The organism is Martelella mediterranea (genome assembly GCF_021021415.1).
In the GTDB taxonomy this organism is placed as follows: Bacteria; Pseudomonadota; Alphaproteobacteria; order Rhizobiales; family Rhizobiaceae; genus Martelella; species Martelella mediterranea_C.
In genome coordinates this window covers 1-16,792 of the sequence record NZ_JAINWJ010000060.1, presented here as the reverse complement: position 1 = coordinate 16,792, position 16,792 = coordinate 1, and the positions used below count along the sequence as shown (strand labels likewise).

Below are 16,792 nucleotides of genomic sequence, written 5' to 3'. Positions count from 1 at the left end.
CCATGCGCGCCTTGCAGCTGACCGATGACCGCAAGATCGAATTGCGCGACGTGGCCGAGCCCGACGCGCCGGCGCCCGGCGAGGTGACGCTGCGTTTGAAGGCGGTCGCGCTCAACCATATCGATGTCTGGGGCTGGCGCGGCATGGCGTTCGCCAAGCGCAAGCTGCCGCTGACGATCGGTGCGGAAGCTTCCGGCGTTGTCGAGGCGATCGGGGCAGGGGTGTCGAATGTCCTGCCGGGCGACTTGGTGGCGATCTATGGCGCGCGCGTCTGCGGCCGCTGCAAGGCCTGTCGCGAGGGCCGCGACAATCTGTGCGAACATGTCGGCGGTGTCCACGGCTTTCATCTCGACGGCTTCGCGCAGGAAAAAATCAACATCCCCGCCCGCCAGCTCGTGGCCGCCCCCCCCGGCGTGGACGCGATCGGGGCGGCCCTTGCGCCCGTCACCTTTGGCACCGTTGAGCATATGCTGTTCGATAATGCCAAGCTTCAGCCCGGCGAAACCATCCTCGTCCATGCCGGCGGCTCGGGTATCGGTTCGGCGGCGATCCAGCTTGCCAAGAAGACGGGCTGCACCGTGATCACCACGGTGGGCTCGGAAGACAAGATGGAAAAGGCCCGTGAACTCGGCGCCGATCACGTCATCAACTATCGCGAGGACCGGTTCGAGGGCGTGGTGCGCAAGCTCACCAAGAAGAAGGGCGTCGATGTCGTGTTCGAACATGTCGGCGCCGATACATGGGCGGGCTCGATGCTGTCGATGAGGCGCGGCGGTCGGCTGGTCACCTGCGGGTCGACCTCGGGCGTCTCCACCAATGTCAACCTGATGATGCTGTTCCAGCAGCAGCTCAAGCTGCTCGGCTCGTTCGGCTGCCGGATGGAGAACATGGCAAACGCGATGCAGAAGATGGCGCAGGGCGTGGTGCATCCGGTGATCGATACGCTGGTCGACTTCGACGGCATCGACAAGGCGCTGGAGCGCATGGAAAGCCGCCAGGTGTTCGGCAAGATCGTGCTCAGGATCGAGGATTGATCGCGACTTGGCTTCAGCGACTTTCGCCGATAAAAGACGGACGCGCGGCATTTGCGCCGCAAAGTTCTAATATGGGCCCGATCCGTTGAAATCCTTCATAACCCGCGTCGTTCTGAAAGCCCGCCAGTTCCAGCAATGGCTGGTGGCCTATCTGATTTTCGCGCTGCTTTCGGTTCTCAAGCTGTTTCCCGCGGATGGTTCGATCCGCTTTGCGGATTGGGTGATGCGCAGGATCGGCCCCCATACCGGCCGCCACAAGCTGATTCTCGAAAACCTGCGGAAGGCGTTTCCTGAGAAGGATGAAGCCGAGATCGAGCGTATCGCGATCGCAAGCTGGGGCCATATCGGCCGGCTGGCGGCGGAATATGTGTTTCTCGATGAGCTTTTCGATTTCGATCCGGAGGCCGACAGCCATGGCCGGATTGAAGTGGAGGGCGTGGAGCGGTTTGTGACGCTGCTCGATCGCGATCGGCCGTTCATCGTCTTCACCGCCCATACCGGCAATTTCGAGCTTCTGCCGGTCGCCGCCGCGTCGTTCAATCTTCACGTCTCTGTGCTGTTCCGTCCGCCGAACAACCCCTATATCGCCAAGAAGGTTTTCCGTTTCCGGCGCAAGCGCATGGGTGATCTGGTGCCTTCGCACGCCGGATCGGCCTTCGCGCTGGCGGGAACGCTGGAACAGGGCGGCGGCGTCGGCGTGCTGGTGGATCAGAAGTTCAAGCGCGGCACCCACTCGACCTTCTTCGGGCAGGAGGTACAGACCAACCCGCTGCTCGGAAAGCTCGCGCGCCAGTTCGACTGCGCGATCTATCCCGCGCGCTGCATTCGCCTGCCGAACAATCGCTTCCGCCTGGTGCTGGAAGACGAGATCACGCTGCCGCGCAATGAAAAAGGCGCGATCGACATACCGGCGACCGCCCAGGTGCTGAACGACAAGGTCGAAAGCTGGGTGCGGGAATATCCCGAGCAGTGGCTCTGGTATCACGACCGCTGGAACCGCCGGAAACGGGGATAGCGGCTTTACGACTTCGTGGCTTGCAGACTTTCGAGAAAGTCCTTTTCGAACACGATATGCCGACGCAGCGTGGTGAAAAGCCCCCGCAGCAGATAGCCGGTCGCCTCGGTATTGACCTCTTCGCCCCGGGCGAGCCGTCCCAGCGCCTCGCTTGCCTCCTCGGCAAAGCACAGATCCTCGAAATGCTCCTGATGCAACCGGTCGAACATGGCCGCCGCGCCTCCTTTGCGGCGCAATGGCGGAAACACCTGTCTTTCCTCGCGTTGCTGGGCGAGTTTCAAGAGAGGCATCAAGGTCTCGGACAGACACTGGCAACTGTGCCGGTCGATATTGCCGGGCAGCGAATCGGCAACCGCCTCCAGCGCATCGCAAAGCCCCAGAATTGTGCCATGTGTCGATGAGAGCGCCGAGAACGGCGCCAGGTTCTTGACCAGCATATGTTTGTTCACAACTGTTTCCCGGATGCATTAGCTCGGCCTTCCGCCCGGCCGTTCTGTCGCCATTAGAGTTCAATGCCTCTCGTGCTTCATTGACCTGGGTCAAGACGGCTTCCAGGACGTGGCGGTGTTCGTCGCAGGGCAGGGGCGGCGCATGGCGAAAAATGTGTCGCATGGCGCCTCCGCACATAAAAATTATTCACATTTTTTGAATAGGTCTCGGTCAGGATTCGGCTACAAGCGATAGCGGCTCAAACGGTAGGAAGCGGAAGGGGATTTCATGTCACGCAGCGCACTGGCAATCGTTCTGGCGGCGGGCGATGGAACGCGGATGAAATCGGCCAGGACCAAGATGCTGCATGAGGTGGCCGGCCGCGCGATGGCGGCGCACGTGGTGGACACGGTTTCCCGTTCCGGCGTCGATGCGGTGGCGCTCGTCGTCGGCCGTGATGGCGAAAGGGTGGCGGACGCATGCGCATTGCCGGGCGTGGCGCTGGAGACCTATGAGCAGCGCGAACGGCTTGGCACCGCCCACGCGGTTCTTGCCGCCCGCGCGGCGCTTGAGCGCGGCTATGACGATGTCATCGTGACCTATGGCGACACGCCGTTGGTGACGGGGGAGACGCTCGCCACTGCGCGGGCGGCGCTCGAAGCGGGCGACGACGTCGTGGTGATCGGCTTCGAAACCGACGAGCCGACAGGCTATGGCCGACTTCTGACCCGCGACGGCGCGCTTTATGCCATCCGCGAGGAAAAGGATGCGAGCGACGAGGAGCGCAAGGTCACGCTCTGCAACAGCGGGTTGATGGCCTTCAACGGAAGGCGCGCGCTCGAACTGCTCGATGCGATCGGCAATGACAATGCCAAGGGCGAATACTACCTGACCGATATCGTCGAGGCGGCGCTGGCAAGGGGCGGACGCGCCGGCGTGGTGATGGCCGATGCCGAGGAGGTTCTGGGCTGCAACAACCGCGCCGAACTCGCCGAGCTTGAGCGCATCTGGCAGGTCCGCCGCCGCCGCGCGCTGATGCTTGCAGGCGTGACCATGATTGCGCCGGAAACCGTGTTCCTCTGCCACGACACCGTGATCGGCGCCGATTGCCTCATCGAGCCGAATGTTTTCTTCGGCCCCGGCGTCGAGATTGCGGATAATGTCACGATCCACGCCTATAGTCACATTGAGGGCGCGAAGATTGCGGCCGGCAGCAAGGTAGGGCCGTTTGCGCGGCTGAGGCCGGGCGCGGTGCTCCACGAGGATGCCAAGGTCGGCAATTTCTGCGAGGTGAAGAATGGCGATATCGGCGTGGGCGCCAAGGTCAACCACCTGACCTATATTGGCGATGCCAGCGTCGGCGCGCGCGCCAATATCGGCGCCGGAACCATCACCTGCAATTATGACGGGGTCAACAAGTTCAGGACGGAGATCGGGGCGGACAGTTTCATCGGTTCCAATTCGTCGCTGGTTGCGCCGGTGCGCATCGGCAGCCACGCCTATGTCGGTTCCGGCAGCGTGGTGACCCGCGATGTGCCGGACAACGCGCTCGCGCTTGCGCGCGGACGTCAGGAAAACAAGGAAGGGCGTGCCGAAATGCTGCGCGCCCGCTCGCTGGCCATCAAGGCGGCGCGCAAAAAGGACGGGGGCAAGTGACCATATGTGCGGAATAGTGGGGATCGTTGGCGTTCGGCCGGTGGCCGGTCGTCTCGTCGATGCTTTGAAGCGGCTCGAATATCGCGGCTATGACTCGGCAGGCATTGCCGTGATCGAGGAGGGCGAACTGGTGCGCCGCCGTGCGCCGGGAAAGCTCGAAAACCTGCGGATCTGCCTGGCCGATGATCCGGTCGACGGCGTCACCGGCATCGCCCACACCCGCTGGGCCACGCATGGCGTTCCCAACGAGGCCAATGCCCATCCCCATATCGCCGGCGATGTCGCCGTGGTCCATAACGGCATCATCGAGAATTTCGCGGAGCTGCGCGCCGAGCTGACGGCCAAGGGCGTCAGTTTTTCAAGCGACACCGACACCGAAGTCGTCGCCCGGTTGCTGGATGACTATCGTCGCGCCGGCATGGCCCCGCGCGATGCAGTGCTGGCGATGCTTCAAAGGGTTACCGGGGCTTTCGCGCTGGTCATCCTGTTCAAGGACCGGCCGGACACGCTGTTCGTCGCGCGTTACGGCCCGCCACTCGCCATTGGTCACGGCGACGACGAGATGTATGTCGGTTCCGATGCCATCGCGCTTGCGCCGCTTGCGACCGGCATTTCCTACCTGGAAGACGGCGACATGGCGATCGTCGATCGCGACGGCGCGGTGTTCTGCGATTTTACCGGCGAGCCGGTGCGCCGCCAGCGCCAGCCGCTCCAGCTCTCGTCGATGATGATCGACAAGGGCAATCACCGCCATTTCATGGAAAAGGAGATTTTCGATCAGCCGGAAGTGATCTCGCACACGCTTGGCCGCTATTGCGATTTCGCAGCCGACCGGACCGCAAAGGCCGATGACGGGATCGATTTTTCCGATATTTCCCGTCTCACCATCGCCGCCTGCGGCACGGCCTATCTCTCCGGCCTGATCGGCAAATACTGGATCGAGCGCTATGCCCGCCTGCCGGTGGAGATCGACGTCGCCTCCGAGTTTCGCTATCGCGAATTGCCGATATCAGATGACACGCTTGCGCTGTTCATCTCACAGTCCGGCGAAACCGCCGATACGCTCGCCTCGCTGCGCTATTGCAAGGAACAGGGCGCGAAGACCGGCGCGCTCGTCAATGTTACCGGATCGACGATCGCGCGCGAGGCCGATGCGGTGTTCCCGATCCTGGCGGGGCCGGAAATCTCGGTCGCCTCAACCAAGGCCTTCACCTGCCAGCTTGCGCTGATGGCATCGCTCGCGTTGCGCGCCGGGCGCGAACGCGGCACGCTTTCGCCGGAGGACGAAAAGGAGCTGGTGCACGCGCTTTCGGAAGTGCCGCGACTGATGAGCCAGGTGCTGCATGCCGTGCAGCCGCAGATCGAAAAGCTCTCCCGCGAACTCTCGCATTTCCATCACGTTCTCTATCTCGGCCGCGGAACCAGCTTCCCGCTGGCGATGGAAGGCGCGCTGAAGCTGAAGGAGATCACCTATATCCACGCCGAGGGCTATGCCGCCGGCGAGCTGAAGCACGGGCCGATCGCGCTGATCGACGAAAACATGCCGGTGATCGTGATCGCGCCGCATGACCGGTTCTTCGAAAAAACGGTGTCCAACATGCAGGAAGTCGCCGCCCGCGACGGCAAGATCGTCTTCATCACCGACGAGAGCGGCGCGCGGGCTTCCGAGCTGAAAACCATGCAGACCATCGTGCTGCCGGACATGCCGGAATTCATCGCGCCGATGGTGTTCTCGCTGCCGATCCAGCTTCTGGCCTATCATACCGCCGTGTTCATGGGCACGGATGCCGACCAGCCGCGCAATCTCGCCAAGGCGGTGACCGTGGAATGATCATCCGCCGGGAACGCCAAGACGACGTCGCCGCGATCTACAGGCTCGTGGCGGCCGCCTTTGCCGGGACGCCGTACAGCGATGGCAGCGAGGCCGACATCATCCGCCGTCTGCGCAAGGCGGGCGCCTTGTCGCTGGCGCTGGTGGCGGAGGAGGAGGGGCGGCCCGTCGGCCATATCGCGTTCTCGCCGGTCGGCATCTCGGATGGGACAGACGGCTGGTTCGGCCTCGGGCCGCTCGCCGTCGACCCGGCATTCCAGCGCCGCGAGATCGGCACCTCGCTGGTGCTCGGCGGGCTGGAGCTTCTGAAGGACGAAGGCGCGCATGGCGTGGTTGTGCTGGGCGCGCCCGGTTTCTACCAGCGCTTCGGCTTCGGCCACGAGCCGGCGCTGACGCTGGAGGGGGCTCCGCCGGACCATTTCATGGCGCTCGATTTCGATGGCCACGTTCCAAGGGGCAAAGTCGCCTATCACCGGGCGTTTTACGGCGAGGTCTGACGGCGCTTTGGGCAGGGGCTCGGTTTCAGCGTCCCGCCTTTACCTCGGCAAGCACGAAAAGCCGGATGGCGGACGACAGGTTGATCTCGCCATCCCGACCGTCGTCGATTTCGGCGATAAGGGCTGCGAGGCTGAGATCGCGGGCGTCCGCGATCCGGGTCAGTTCGGTGTAGAATTCATATTCCAGGGAAAAGCTGGTGCGGTGGCCGTGCAGGCTGACGGAGTGCTTGCGGATCACGCCTCGTCGCCGCCGCGCTCGCGCCGCCCCTGATCGAACCGGCGTTGAGCCTTGTCGCGCTCAAGCTTTTCGCGCTGCTTCTCGCCCTTGGTGAGGCCGTGAAGCGCGCGGTTTTCAGCGGCTTTCTGCTCGGATTTGCGGCGTTCGTTGCGTTTGCGCTGCTGCCGCAGATTGACGATCTCGGCGCACATCGAACGCTCAGTGCTTCTTGCGGAAGGCGTCGAGCGAGACAACGGAGGCGCCGTCATCGCCGCCGGGACCGTCATCGCCGTCATTCATCGGCGGATCGGTCGGCGTCTCGTCCTCGACATCGAGGGTGGCGACGTCGAATTCGAGCTCGAAATTCACCGAAGGATCGTAGAAACCGACAATGGCGTTGAAGGGAATGACGAGGCGCTCCGGCACGTCGGAGAAGGACAGGCCGATCTCGAACAGCGCGTCTGTCACCTTCAGATCCCAGAACTGGTGTTGGATGACGATGGTCATCTGCTGGGCGTATTTTTCCTTCAGCGCCGGCGAGATTTTCACGCCCGGCGCGCCGGTCAGGAAGGTGATGAAGAAATGATGTTCGCCGGGCAGGTGGCCGGTTGCGGCCACTTCGGCCAGAACCTTGCGGATCATGCCCCGCAATGCATCCTGCGCCAAAACGTCGTAGCGAATATGGTCCTGCCCCATTAAATCTTCCTGCCTCTCGCCCGGTTGCTGCGTTCCCCACAGCCATAAGTCGGCTTTTCGGAAATCGCAATCATTATAGGGGATTTTGTTCAAAATCAGGTGGAGGCTTCTGTTGCCAGGTGCCTCCGGACCCCGCCTTACAGTGCTACCCGCAAGGGCTTAATTTGGGTTTCTGGAACCGCCATTAGGCAGCTACAGCGTAACCCTGAGCTTTGTTGTCATTTGCAACTACTCGTTTGACCCGATAACGGTGGTATCATGCCGGGTAAAAGGTCAATCTTTACACTCTTGTCGATCCTGTTTCGCCCCCATCAAAATCAGGCCTTTCCGCCTGATCATGGTGGAGGCGCCGGGTACCGCCCCCGGGTCCAATGAGCTTATTGCATTGCCGTTTATCACCATAGCCGGTCAAGCCGGCAGACCTGATATAAGTGTTTCAAAAGCTTCTGGAAAGGGGCGGGGACAGAGAAAATCTTATCCCGGAACCGCAGACGCCGCATTCCGGTGGGCAACCGGGCGAATTCGGCGCCGATATCTTGCCTTGGAGGCGCGCCGTCGTCAGACTTGCGGCACGATTCCAAGGAGCTTCGCATGGCGCGTCACCCCGAATACCAATATCTCGACCTGCTCGAGCACCTTTTGGAAAAAGGCGACCGCCGGATAGATCGCACTGGCGTCGGCACGCTTTCCGCCTTCGGCGCGATGATGCGCTTCGATATCTCCGACGGTACGTTTCCGGCGTTCACGACCAAGCGCGTCTACTGGAAGACCGCGATCAAGGAGATGCTGTGGTTCCTGACCGGCCAGACCAATATCCAGTCGCTGCTGACGGAAAACGTCCGCATCTGGACCGACTGGCCGCTGGAAAAATACCGCAAGGCTACGGGCGAGCAGATCTCGCAGGAAGCCTTCGAGGAACGCATTCTCGCAGATGACGATTTTGCGCTTGCGTGGGGCGATCTCGGGCCCGTCTACGGCAAGCAGTGGCGGCGCTGGCTCGATGCCAACGGCAAGGAACACGACCAGATCGCGACCGTCATCGAGACGCTGAAAACCAATCCGGCAAGCCGGCGCATGCTGTTCCACGCCTGGAATGTCGGCGAACTGGACCAGATGGCGCTGCCGCCCTGCCATATGACCTATCAGTTCCATACATCCGAGAACAAAAAAGCCGGGCCAGGCGAACCCAAGTTGAAGCTCTCCATGCTGCTGTTCCAGCGAAGCCTCGATGTCGGCCTCGGCGCGCCGTTCAACTGCGCGGCCTCGGCGGCGCTGCTCTCCATGGTGGCGCAGCAGGTCGACATGGCCCCCGGCGAACTGATCTGGATGGCGGGCGACTATCACCTCTACCTGAACCATCTCGACATGGCCCAGCAACTGATCGCCCGCAAACCGCGCCCGTTCCCCAAGCTGAGCCTTCTCCGCCGCCCGGCCTCCATCGACGGCTACCGCATCGAAGATTTCGAGGTAACCGATTACGATCCCCACCCCGCGATCGCCGCGCCGGTGGCGGTGTAGCGAGGCGGGAAGGGCGGCTGCCGGCGCGATGGTTGTGCAAAGCCCTGACAGCGGCTGAACAACAGCAGGCTCGCTATTCTTTCCTGCAAAAAGCGCCGTGGAGCGCGTTGATCACGGTCAACACCTCCGGACGGGTGATGGCGTAGTATACGGTGGTGCCTTCCCGCCGGGATTCGACGAGGCCGTCGGCCCTGAGCCGCATGAGTTGCTGTGACATCGGCACCTGTTCGATGCCGAGTTCCCGGCGCAGTTCGGCGACCGATTTCTCGCCATCCACAAGGGCGCAAAGCACCAGCAGCCTTTGCGGATGGGAAAGGCTGCTCATCAGTTCAGCGGCCGCTTCGGCGGCGGGGATCATTTCGGTGACATTCATGTTCTTGAATTTAATATTTTTGAATGTTATATGCAAGCCATGCGATTACGTTGTCGTGCGAACGGCGTTGAACCGGGAGGTTCAAACCACGCCGTCCATTGCAACATATTGATCTAACAGAAGGAATGCTCAAATGACGCTCGATCGTGCCGTGATGATGTTCGCGGGTTTCATGGTTCTTCTCTCCCTGGCGCTCGGCTTCTACGTCTCGCCCTGGTGGTTCCTGCTCAATGCCTTTGTCGGTCTGAACCTGATCCAGGCATCGGTGACAGGTTTCTGTCCTGCTGCAATTGTGTTCCGGAAGCTCGGAGTCAAGTCGGGTTCGGCGTTCGAATAACCGCGCCAGCCTCGTTATCACACATTTATCCCGGGCGCAGAGGTTAAACTCTGCCGCCGGGAGGAGCTTTGGTCTCATGTTACAAGCCGTTTTCCGATTGACTGCCGCCCTTGCCGTGACGACGCTTGTCGTATCGGCCGCGGCCGCCGCCGAATTTACCGTCGAACCTGTGACCGTGACCGAGATGAAGGCCGTTTTCGGCCGGGTGGAAAGCCGGATCGTGGTGCCGGCGCGCGCCCGGATCGGCGGCGTTGTCGAAGACGTTCGGGTCAGCGAGGGCGATAATGTCGCCAAGGGCGACACCATCGCGGTGATCGTCGACGACAAGATCGCGCTCGAACTGAAGGCTGCCGATGCAAGGCTCGAGGCTCTGAATTCGCAGGTTGCGAACGCACGCACCGAACTCGAACGCGCCCAGCAGTTGCGCACCTCCGGCTCCGGCACCCAGGCCCGTCTGGACCAGGCCACGATGCAGTTCGACGTCGCCACCAATCAGGTCGCCGCCGCCATTGCCGAAAAGGCGGTCGTCGAGCAGCGCGCCAAAGAGGGCGAGGTTCTGGCGCCGGCGACCGGCCGGGTGTTGACCGTGCCGGTAACTTTGGGCTCGGTCGTGATGGCGGGCGAGAATGTCGCCCGTATCGCGCCGGGTCCGTATTACCTGCGCCTGTCGCTGCCGGAGCGCCATGCCGCCGAAATCGTCGAAGGCGCCGAGGTGCAGGTCGGCGAGCGTGGTCTTGTGCCCGGGCAAGAAGAGCTCCCGGCCGTCAGCACCGGGCGCATCAGCAAGGTTTATCCGGAAATCGCCGACGGCCGCGTGATCGCCGATGTCGAGATCGAGAGCGTCGGCGATTATTTCGTCAACGAGCGCACGCTGGTGTCGATCCCGGTCGGCAAGCGGGCAGCCCTCGTCGTGCCCCCGGAAGCCGTCAAGACCGTGCACGGCGTCGACTATGTACGGATCGCGACAGCGGATGGCGAGATGGATGTCGCGGTCGTTCTCGGCGAGATCGTGCGCGACGATGACGGGGAACGGATCGAGGTCCTGTCTGGCCTTCGCGCCGGTGATCGGGTTGTGCTGCCATGAAGCTCGGTATCGCAGGCGGGCTCACCCGCACCTTCATCACGTCGCCACTCACGCCGCTCCTGCTGCTGGCCGCGATTGCGCTTGGCCTGATCGCGCTCGTCTCGCTGCCGCGCGAGGAGGAGCCGCAGATCTCGGTGCCGATGGTCGACATCCATGTCAACGCCAACGGGCTGAAGGCCGAGGATGCCGTCAAGCTCGTTACCGAGCCGCTGGAAACCATCGTCAAGAGCATTGACGGCGTCGAGCATGTCTATTCGCAGACGGATGACGACGGCGCGCTTGTCACCGCCCGTTTCGAGGTCGGCACCAACGCCGATACCGCGATATTGCGGGTGCATGAGAAAATCCGCGCCAATATGGACCATATTCCGGTCGGCGTGCCGGAGCCGCTGATCGTCGGTCGCGGCATCGATGACGTGGCCGCGGTCGTCGTTACCCTGAGGCCGACTCCGGAGGCCGCGGGGCGCTGGACGGAAAACGACCTGACCCGGCTTGCCCGCGAACTTCAGGTGGAAGTCTCCAAACTGCCGGATATCGGGCTTACCTATATTGTCGGCGATCAGCCCGAGCAGTTCCGCGTCGAACCGGATCCCGAGCGCCTGTCGCTGTTCGGCATCACGCTGCAGCAGCTCGCCGCCAAGGTCCAGGGCGCCAATCGGTCCTTCCGGGTCGGCACGATCCGCGAGGACGGCGGCCAGCTTCCCGTCATCGCCGGGCAGACGCTGCAATCCTTGCCCGAAATCGGCAATCTTCTGCTGACGGCGCGCGATGGCCGCCCGGTCTATGTTCGCGATGTTGCAGACGTGGTGCTCGCGACATCGCCGGCCGAACACCGCGTCACCGATATCCGCCGCACGAATGACGGGCTGGATCGTGCCGCCGCCGTCTCGTTGGCGATCGCCAAGCGTCCCGGCACCAATGCGGTGGTGATCGCCGAGGAGATCGTGCACCGGCTGGAGCAGGTGCGCGGCCAGATTTTCCCCGCCGATGTGGAAATGACGGTCACGCGCAATTACGGCGAAACCGCCAACGAGAAGGCCAACGAACTGCTGTTCCATCTGGCGCTTGCGACCGTTTCGATCGTCGTTCTGGTGGGCATCGCCATCGGCTGGCCCGAGGCGCTGGTGGTCGCCGTCGTCATTCCGACGACCATCCTTCTGACGTTCTTCGCCTCCTGGATCATGGGCTACACGATCAACCGCGTCTCGCTGTTCGCACTGATCTTTTCCATCGGCATCCTGGTCGATGATGCCATCGTGGTGATCGAGAACATTGCCCGCCACTGGGCGATGCAGGACGATCGCTCGCGGGTTCAGTCGGCGATCGATGCCGTTGCCGAGGTCGGCAATCCCACCATCGTCGCCACGCTGACGGTGATCGCGGCCCTGCTGCCGATGATGTTCGTCTCGGGCATGATGGGCCCCTATATGAGCCCGATCCCCGCCAATGCCTCGGCGGCCATGCTGTTCTCGTTCTTCGTCGCCGTCATTCTGACGCCGTGGCTGATGATCAAGCTCGGCGGCAAGGGAGCCGGCCACGGACATGGCGACGCTGCCGCCGCGCACGGGGCTGCTGGCGGCGGCCGTCTCGGCCGTTTCTATGTCGCGGTCGCGCGGCCGGTTCTGAAAAGCCGGGCGCGGGCCTGGACCTTCATCGCCCTGGTGGCGCTGGCGACCTTTGCCTCTCTCGCGCTGTTCTACACCAAGGATGTCACGGTCAAGCTGCTGCCCTTCGACAACAAGTCCGACCTTCAGGTCGTGGTCGACCTGCCGAAAGGCGCTTCCGTCGAGGACACCGACCGGGCGCTGCAATCGGTTGTCGACAGGCTTGCGGAGATGTCGGAAATCGTCTCGTTCCAGACCTATGCCGGCACCGCCGCGCCCTTCGATTTCAACGGGCTGGTGCGCCACTATTACCTGAGGGCCAATCCCGAGCAGGGGCAGGTTGCCGTCAACCTGTTGCCAAAGGGCGATCGCGACCGGGCGAGCCACGCCATCGCGCTCGACATGCGCGAACGGCTCGATGGTCTCGACCTGCCGCAGGGCACGGTGGTGAAAGTGGTCGAACCGCCGCCCGGCCCGCCGGTCATGGGCACGCTTCTCGCCGAAATCTACGGTCCGGACCCTGAGACACGGCGCGCTGTGGCGGACAAGGTGCGCGAGGCTTTCGAAAGCGTGCCCTTCATCGTCGATCTTGACGACAGCTATCACAACCGCCCGGAACGGATGCGGGTTGCCATCGACCAGGACAATCTCGAATATTACCGGGTCGAGCAATCGGATGTCTACGACACGCTCAGCTATCTCTATGGCGGGGCAACGGTCGGCTATTCGCATCGCGGCGACGGACGTCAGCCGATCCCGATCCGGCTTGCGCTGCCGAAGGAGCACGGCACGCTGAACGAACGCGCGCTGTCCACCCCGGTGCCGGCCAATGCGCTGCCCGGCGGGCGCGGCGTGGTCGAACTCGGCGATGTCGTCAGCGTCACGCAGGAGCCGGCATCCTATCCGGTGTTCCGCCACAATGGCCGCGCCGCCGAAATGGTGATGGCCGAGCTTGCCGGCGCGTATGAAGCGCCGATCTACGGCATGCTGGCGGTGCAGGATGCGATCGACGCCATGGACTGGGGCGATCTGCCGAAGCCGGACATCGTCCTCCACGGCCAGCCCGACGACGAGACCCATCCGACGCTGCTGTGGGACGGCGAATGGGAGGTGACCTGGGTGACCTTCCGCGACATGGGCGCCGCCTTCATGGTGGCGATCATCGGGATTTATATCCTGGTCGTTGCCCAGTTCGGCTCGTTCAAGCTGCCGCTGGTGATCCTGACGCCGATTCCGCTGACCTTCATCGGCATTCTCGGCGGACACTGGCTGTTTGGAGCGCCGTTCACCGCGACTTCGATGATCGGCTTCATCGCGCTTGCCGGCATCATCGTGCGCAACTCGATCCTGCTGGTCGATTTCATCCGCCATGCGCGCACGCCCGGCCGGCCGCTGATCGACGTGCTGCTTGAAGCCGGCGCGATCCGCTTCAAGCCGATCCTGCTCACCGCGCTCGCCGCGATGATCGGGGCTGCGGTGATCCTGACCGACCCGATCTTCCAGGGGCTGGCGATTTCGCTGCTGTTCGGCCTTGCCTCCTCCACGGCGCTGACCGTGCTGATCATTCCCGCGATCTACGTCGTGCTGCGGGGAGACGGGCGGGAGAGTGCGGCAACGGGAACCGGGGACGGGAGCCCTGAGGGTTCAGCATCGGCATAGGCGTTGATCCGGGCCGGCGGGCGTTACATCGCCGGCCCGGAGCTTTCCCCGAAGATATCGATGAGCTTCGCCCGCATCGTGTCCATCCCCGTTTCCGGCGCGTTCGGGGCGGGGATCATGCCGGGGGTGAAGCCGTCCGCCTCGAAGCGTTCGATCAGTGCGGCATCCCGGCTGATGACATGCACCGGAACCGCCCGCGAGGCATCGGGCCCGGTGACGACCGGGGCGGGTTGATGGTCGCCGAGAACGATGAAGACGGCGTCATCGCCGAAGCGGGCAATGTAATCGCCGACCGTCTGCAGCGAGTAGTCGATGGTTCGGATATAGTGATCGCGGATATCGTCGCGGTTGGACCACACCTCTTGGGGCGATTGTCCGCTTTCCGCCTGGCCGTCGAACACCGTGCCATCGCCGACATCATCCCAGTCGATCAGCGTTGGCACCGGCGTCCATGGCGCATGACTGGAGATCAGCGCGATTTCCGCCATCAGCGGTGTGCCGTCTGCATGGGCGGGCTGGCGCACCAAGCGATCAAACGCCGATAGCGTGTATTGATCCGGCATGGTGATCCAGTTGAAGGGCTTGCCGCGATAGCCGAGATCGCCCGACGCGAAAACCTCATCATAGCCGTAATAGGCGGCCTCTGGCCAGTCCATGGTGATTGCCGGCATGACCGCAGCCGTGCGCCATCCGGCCTGGCGGAACAGGCGGTTCAGGCTCTGCCGGTCGCTGATCATCAGCCGGTCGTAGCGGGCCTGGCTGTCGGTCCAGAGGCCGGAGAGAAACGTGCCATGGGCAAGCCAGCTCAAGCCGCCCATGGTGGGCGAGACCAGCCAGTCGGACGCCGAGGAGAAGCCGGCTTCGGTAAGCTCGTTTTGGACATTCTCAAGCCTCGGGACCGTCACCGGACTGTAGAGCGGATCTTCCACGGCGCTGCGCCCGTAGGATTCGATGAAGACGAGAATGACGTCGCGGCCCCTGATCGCGCCAAACAGATCGTTTCCGGAACCGATTTCGTCTGCGGCGGCCAGGTCGCGCTCGAACTGCTGCATATCCGCAACCGATTTCTGCACCAGCGCCAACCTGTTGCCGAGATAGGCAAGCGCCTTCATCTCTGCTCGTACCGGGGTCTCGACGAAACTCAGCGCCGCGCCGATCGCGAGCAGAACGAGCGCCGCGATCACCGGTCTGCGCTTTTGCGCCGTGCTCAGCCTTATCAACCGCCGCTCCGCCCCGAAGTAAAGCGCGAGAAGGCCGATAAAGGCCGCAAGGACCGCCCCGAGCACGAGGCCCGCCTTCCAAGCGCCAAACGTTCCGGAGAAAACATTCCAGCCGTCGGCCAGCATCTTCATGTCGAGATAGGGGTTGAAGCGCCGCTGGAAGGCGGATTGCACGCCGATATCGGCGATCTTTAGGAACAACAGCGTGAAGACGGCAAGGGCGAACAAAGCGGCCGCCATGGTCGCGACTCGGCGCGGCAGCATCAGCAGCGCCAGCGCCATGAGAGGCACTTCCAGTTGAAACCGCAGGAAAGCCGCGCCGTAAAACGCGCCCGGATGATCCGGCAGGATCAGCGCGGCAAAGCTGAGGACAAGGAAAAATACGAATGCGATCCAGCCCGCGCGGGATGAGACGGTTCGCCCCTTGTCAGGCCTTTTGCTTCTTGTCATCAAACCATCATCGCGCGCCATACGTTTCACCAAGAGGCGGCGCGTGCAATTTCGGGCCGCATGTTGCGAAGGACCAGAGCTTGAACAAACTTGCCGCCGTTTCGGTTATCGCCTGTCTGGCGCTGCTTGCCGGGCTCATCGCTCTGACCGGCCCGGAACGTCTGGTCGCGGCCCTCAGCGATGTGCCGCCCACCCTCGTCATTCTGGCGTTCGCGCTGGTGCAGGTGCAGATCATAGCCTCGGCCTGCCGTTGGCGTTTCACGGCCCAAAGGCTCGGGCAGGAGATCGGCCTCGGCCTCGCCATTCGCGAATATTACATCAGCAGCGCGCTCAATTTGGTGCTGCCGGGCGGCATGGCGGGCGATGCCGTGCGCGCCTATCGCAGCCGGCTGGAGGGCGTCGGCGGCTGGAAGCGGCCGGCGGCGGCGGTGTTTCTGGAAAGACTGTCCGGCCAGATCGCCTTCTTCGCGCTGAGTTTTCTCGGTCTTCTCGCCTGGCCGGTGTTCCTGAGCGAACGCCTGCCGGATCAGGCTGATGCGCTGATATGGGGCGTAAGCGCGGTCTTCATCGTCGCCATTCTGATCGCCGCCGTGTTCTGGGCGGAATGGCTGCCGCAGCGCTTCCGCGCCGCTGGCGCGGATATTGCCGCCGTGTTCTGGAAAGACCGGGCGTTTGTGGTGCAGGGCGGTCTCAGCGTGTTGATCGTCTTCGGCTATATCGCGGTATTCCTGATCGCGTCGCGCGCAGTGGGCGCCCCCTTGCCGGCGATCGCGGCCTTCACAGCCATTCCGCTTTGCCTGATGACCATGCTGATTCCCGCAGGCGTTGGCGGCTGGGGCACGCGAGAGGCGGCCGCCGCAGCGCTCTGGCCGCTCTTCGGCTTCTCCAGTGCCGAGGGCGTGGCCGCCAGCCTGCTTTACGGGGTGATATCGCTGGCGGGCGCTGCCGTGCCCGGCGGCATCTCGGTTGCCGTCTCGCTCGTGAGGGGCAGGATCGCCAAATCCTGAGACGAGCGACCTCATGACCGGTTCTTGCGCAGGAGGTAGAGGGTATCGGCCGCGAATGAATAGGCCAGCAGAGCAAGCGCAATCAGCGCGGCGACGGTCGAGACCGGCGGGACGATCGTCGGCACGAGGATTGTTTGTTGAAAACGGCCTATTGTTAAAGCGGGA

Annotated in this window: 16 protein-coding genes and 1 other RNA gene; 10 read left to right on the top strand and 7 right to left on the bottom strand. The window is 63.2% G+C overall.

Features of this window, described 5'->3' with window-relative positions; genetic code table 11:
• Positions 1 to 2: 2 nt before the first annotated feature.
• On the top strand, positions 3 to 1,034 hold the full coding sequence (locus K7H91_RS23275) for a zinc-binding dehydrogenase (protein WP_230722576.1): 1,032 nt from the start codon (positions 3 to 5) through the stop codon (positions 1,032 to 1,034).
• Between the two features lie 85 nt (positions 1,035 to 1,119).
• Positions 1,120 to 2,049, top strand: a complete 930-nt coding sequence (locus tag K7H91_RS23270) for a lipid A biosynthesis lauroyl acyltransferase (RefSeq protein WP_230722575.1) — start codon at positions 1,120 to 1,122, stop codon at positions 2,047 to 2,049.
• Between the two features lie 5 nt (positions 2,050 to 2,054).
• On the opposite strand, the gene K7H91_RS23265 is transcribed toward K7H91_RS23270, so the two are convergent.
• Positions 2,055 to 2,498 carry a hemerythrin domain-containing protein gene (locus tag K7H91_RS23265; RefSeq protein ID WP_230722574.1) on the bottom strand — a complete coding sequence of 148 codons (444 nt, stop codon included), beginning with the start codon at positions 2,496 to 2,498 and terminating at the stop codon, positions 2,055 to 2,057.
• A gap of 268 nt (positions 2,499 to 2,766) precedes the next feature.
• Between K7H91_RS23265 and glmU the strand changes: the two genes are divergently transcribed.
• From glmU to K7H91_RS23250, 3 genes are read left to right on the top strand one after another with little or no spacing between them, the layout of a single operon-like run.
• Positions 2,767 to 4,134, top strand: a complete 1,368-nt coding sequence (gene glmU / locus K7H91_RS23260; protein ID WP_230722573.1) for a bifunctional UDP-N-acetylglucosamine diphosphorylase/glucosamine-1-phosphate N-acetyltransferase GlmU — start codon at positions 2,767 to 2,769, stop codon at positions 4,132 to 4,134.
• A gap of 4 nt (positions 4,135 to 4,138) precedes the next feature.
• Entirely contained in the window at positions 4,139 to 5,965 is a 1,827-nt protein-coding gene (gene glmS, locus K7H91_RS23255) for a glutamine--fructose-6-phosphate transaminase (isomerizing) (protein WP_230722572.1), read from the top strand.
• The gene (locus K7H91_RS23250; RefSeq protein WP_230722571.1) at positions 5,962 to 6,462 is read left to right on the top strand and encodes a GNAT family N-acetyltransferase; all 501 of its coding nucleotides are present in this window, start codon (positions 5,962 to 5,964) and stop codon (positions 6,460 to 6,462) included. The genes glmS and K7H91_RS23250 overlap by 4 nt, the downstream gene beginning before the upstream one ends.
• A 25-nt stretch (positions 6,463 to 6,487) precedes the next feature.
• On the opposite strand, the gene K7H91_RS23245 is transcribed toward K7H91_RS23250, so the two are convergent.
• The 4 genes from K7H91_RS23245 to ssrA all read right to left on the bottom strand — a co-directional run bounded on the left by K7H91_RS23245 (position 6,488) and on the right by ssrA (position 7,832).
• The gene (locus K7H91_RS23245; protein ID WP_230722570.1) at positions 6,488 to 6,700 is read right to left on the bottom strand and encodes a ribbon-helix-helix domain-containing protein; all 213 of its coding nucleotides are present in this window, start codon (positions 6,698 to 6,700) and stop codon (positions 6,488 to 6,490) included.
• Entirely contained in the window at positions 6,697 to 6,891 is a 195-nt protein-coding gene (locus tag K7H91_RS23240) for a DUF4169 family protein (protein WP_230722569.1), read from the bottom strand. The genes K7H91_RS23245 and K7H91_RS23240 overlap by 4 nt, the downstream gene beginning before the upstream one ends.
• Positions 6,892 to 6,898: 7 nt before the next feature.
• Positions 6,899 to 7,375: an SspB family protein gene (locus K7H91_RS23235; protein WP_018063129.1), complete on the bottom strand. Its 477-nt coding sequence runs from the start codon at positions 7,373 to 7,375 to the stop codon at positions 6,899 to 6,901.
• Positions 7,376 to 7,473: 98 nt separating this feature from the next.
• Positions 7,474 to 7,832, bottom strand: a transfer-messenger RNA (tmRNA) gene (ssrA, locus tag K7H91_RS23230).
• A gap of 134 nt (positions 7,833 to 7,966) precedes the next feature.
• On the opposite strand from ssrA, the gene thyA reads away from it, so the two are divergent.
• Complete coding sequence (gene thyA / locus K7H91_RS23225) at positions 7,967 to 8,893, top strand: thymidylate synthase (RefSeq protein WP_230722568.1); 927 nt, start codon at positions 7,967 to 7,969, stop codon at positions 8,891 to 8,893.
• A 73-nt stretch (positions 8,894 to 8,966) separates the two neighbouring features.
• Here the strand turns inward: thyA and K7H91_RS23220 are convergent, their stop codons facing one another.
• Positions 8,967 to 9,266, bottom strand: a complete 300-nt coding sequence (locus K7H91_RS23220) for an ArsR/SmtB family transcription factor (protein ID WP_018064143.1) — start codon at positions 9,264 to 9,266, stop codon at positions 8,967 to 8,969.
• 133 nt (positions 9,267 to 9,399) lie between these two features.
• Between K7H91_RS23220 and K7H91_RS23215 the strand changes: the two genes are divergently transcribed.
• The 3 genes from K7H91_RS23215 (at position 9,400) to K7H91_RS23205 (ending at position 13,950) form a co-directional block, all read left to right on the top strand.
• The gene (locus tag K7H91_RS23215) at positions 9,400 to 9,603 is read left to right on the top strand and encodes a YgaP family membrane protein (RefSeq protein ID WP_230722567.1); all 204 of its coding nucleotides are present in this window, start codon (positions 9,400 to 9,402) and stop codon (positions 9,601 to 9,603) included.
• 76 nt (positions 9,604 to 9,679) lie between these two features.
• The gene (locus tag K7H91_RS23210) at positions 9,680 to 10,687 is read left to right on the top strand and encodes an efflux RND transporter periplasmic adaptor subunit (RefSeq protein ID WP_230722566.1); all 1,008 of its coding nucleotides are present in this window, start codon (positions 9,680 to 9,682) and stop codon (positions 10,685 to 10,687) included.
• Positions 10,684 to 13,950, top strand: coding sequence for an efflux RND transporter permease subunit (locus tag K7H91_RS23205; RefSeq protein ID WP_230722565.1), 3,267 nt, complete (start codon positions 10,684 to 10,686; stop codon positions 13,948 to 13,950). Before K7H91_RS23210 ends, K7H91_RS23205 begins: the two co-directional genes overlap by 4 nt.
• 23 nt (positions 13,951 to 13,973) lie before the next feature.
• Here K7H91_RS23205 and K7H91_RS23200 read toward each other — a convergent pair whose 3' ends face one another.
• Positions 13,974 to 15,620, bottom strand: coding sequence for a sulfatase-like hydrolase/transferase (locus K7H91_RS23200; RefSeq protein ID WP_230722564.1), 1,647 nt, complete (start codon positions 15,618 to 15,620; stop codon positions 13,974 to 13,976).
• Between the two features lie 80 nt (positions 15,621 to 15,700).
• On the opposite strand from K7H91_RS23200, the gene K7H91_RS23195 reads away from it, so the two are divergent.
• On the top strand, positions 15,701 to 16,627 hold the full coding sequence (locus tag K7H91_RS23195; protein WP_230722563.1) for a lysylphosphatidylglycerol synthase transmembrane domain-containing protein: 927 nt from the start codon (positions 15,701 to 15,703) through the stop codon (positions 16,625 to 16,627).
• The last annotated feature ends 165 nt before the right edge of the window (positions 16,628 to 16,792 follow it).

Excerpts from the sequence above, each read along its gene's own strand:
- glmU (WP_230722573.1), top strand. The coding sequence starts at position 2,767 with ATGTCACGCAGCGCACTGGCAATCGTTCTGGCGGCGGGCGATGGAACG.
- K7H91_RS23205 (WP_230722565.1), top strand. The coding sequence starts at position 10,684 with ATGAAGCTCGGTATCGCAGGCGGGCTCACCCGCACCTTCATCACGTCG.
- K7H91_RS23250 (WP_230722571.1), top strand. The coding sequence starts at position 5,962 with ATGATCATCCGCCGGGAACGCCAAGACGACGTCGCCGCGATCTACAGG.
- K7H91_RS23240 (WP_230722569.1), bottom strand. The coding sequence starts at position 6,891 with ATGTGCGCCGAGATCGTCAATCTGCGGCAGCAGCGCAAACGCAACGAA.
- K7H91_RS23200 (WP_230722564.1), bottom strand. The coding sequence starts at position 15,620 with ATGACAAGAAGCAAAAGGCCTGACAAGGGGCGAACCGTCTCATCCCGC.
- glmS (WP_230722572.1), top strand. The coding sequence starts at position 4,139 with ATGTGCGGAATAGTGGGGATCGTTGGCGTTCGGCCGGTGGCCGGTCGT.
- K7H91_RS23235 (WP_018063129.1), bottom strand. The coding sequence starts at position 7,375 with ATGGGGCAGGACCATATTCGCTACGACGTTTTGGCGCAGGATGCATTG.
- K7H91_RS23220 (WP_018064143.1), bottom strand. The coding sequence starts at position 9,266 with ATGAATGTCACCGAAATGATCCCCGCCGCCGAAGCGGCCGCTGAACTG.
- thyA (WP_230722568.1), top strand. The coding sequence starts at position 7,967 with ATGGCGCGTCACCCCGAATACCAATATCTCGACCTGCTCGAGCACCTT.
- K7H91_RS23210 (WP_230722566.1), top strand. The coding sequence starts at position 9,680 with ATGTTACAAGCCGTTTTCCGATTGACTGCCGCCCTTGCCGTGACGACG.
- K7H91_RS23275 (WP_230722576.1), top strand. The coding sequence starts at position 3 with ATGCGCGCCTTGCAGCTGACCGATGACCGCAAGATCGAATTGCGCGAC.
- K7H91_RS23215 (WP_230722567.1), top strand. The coding sequence starts at position 9,400 with ATGACGCTCGATCGTGCCGTGATGATGTTCGCGGGTTTCATGGTTCTT.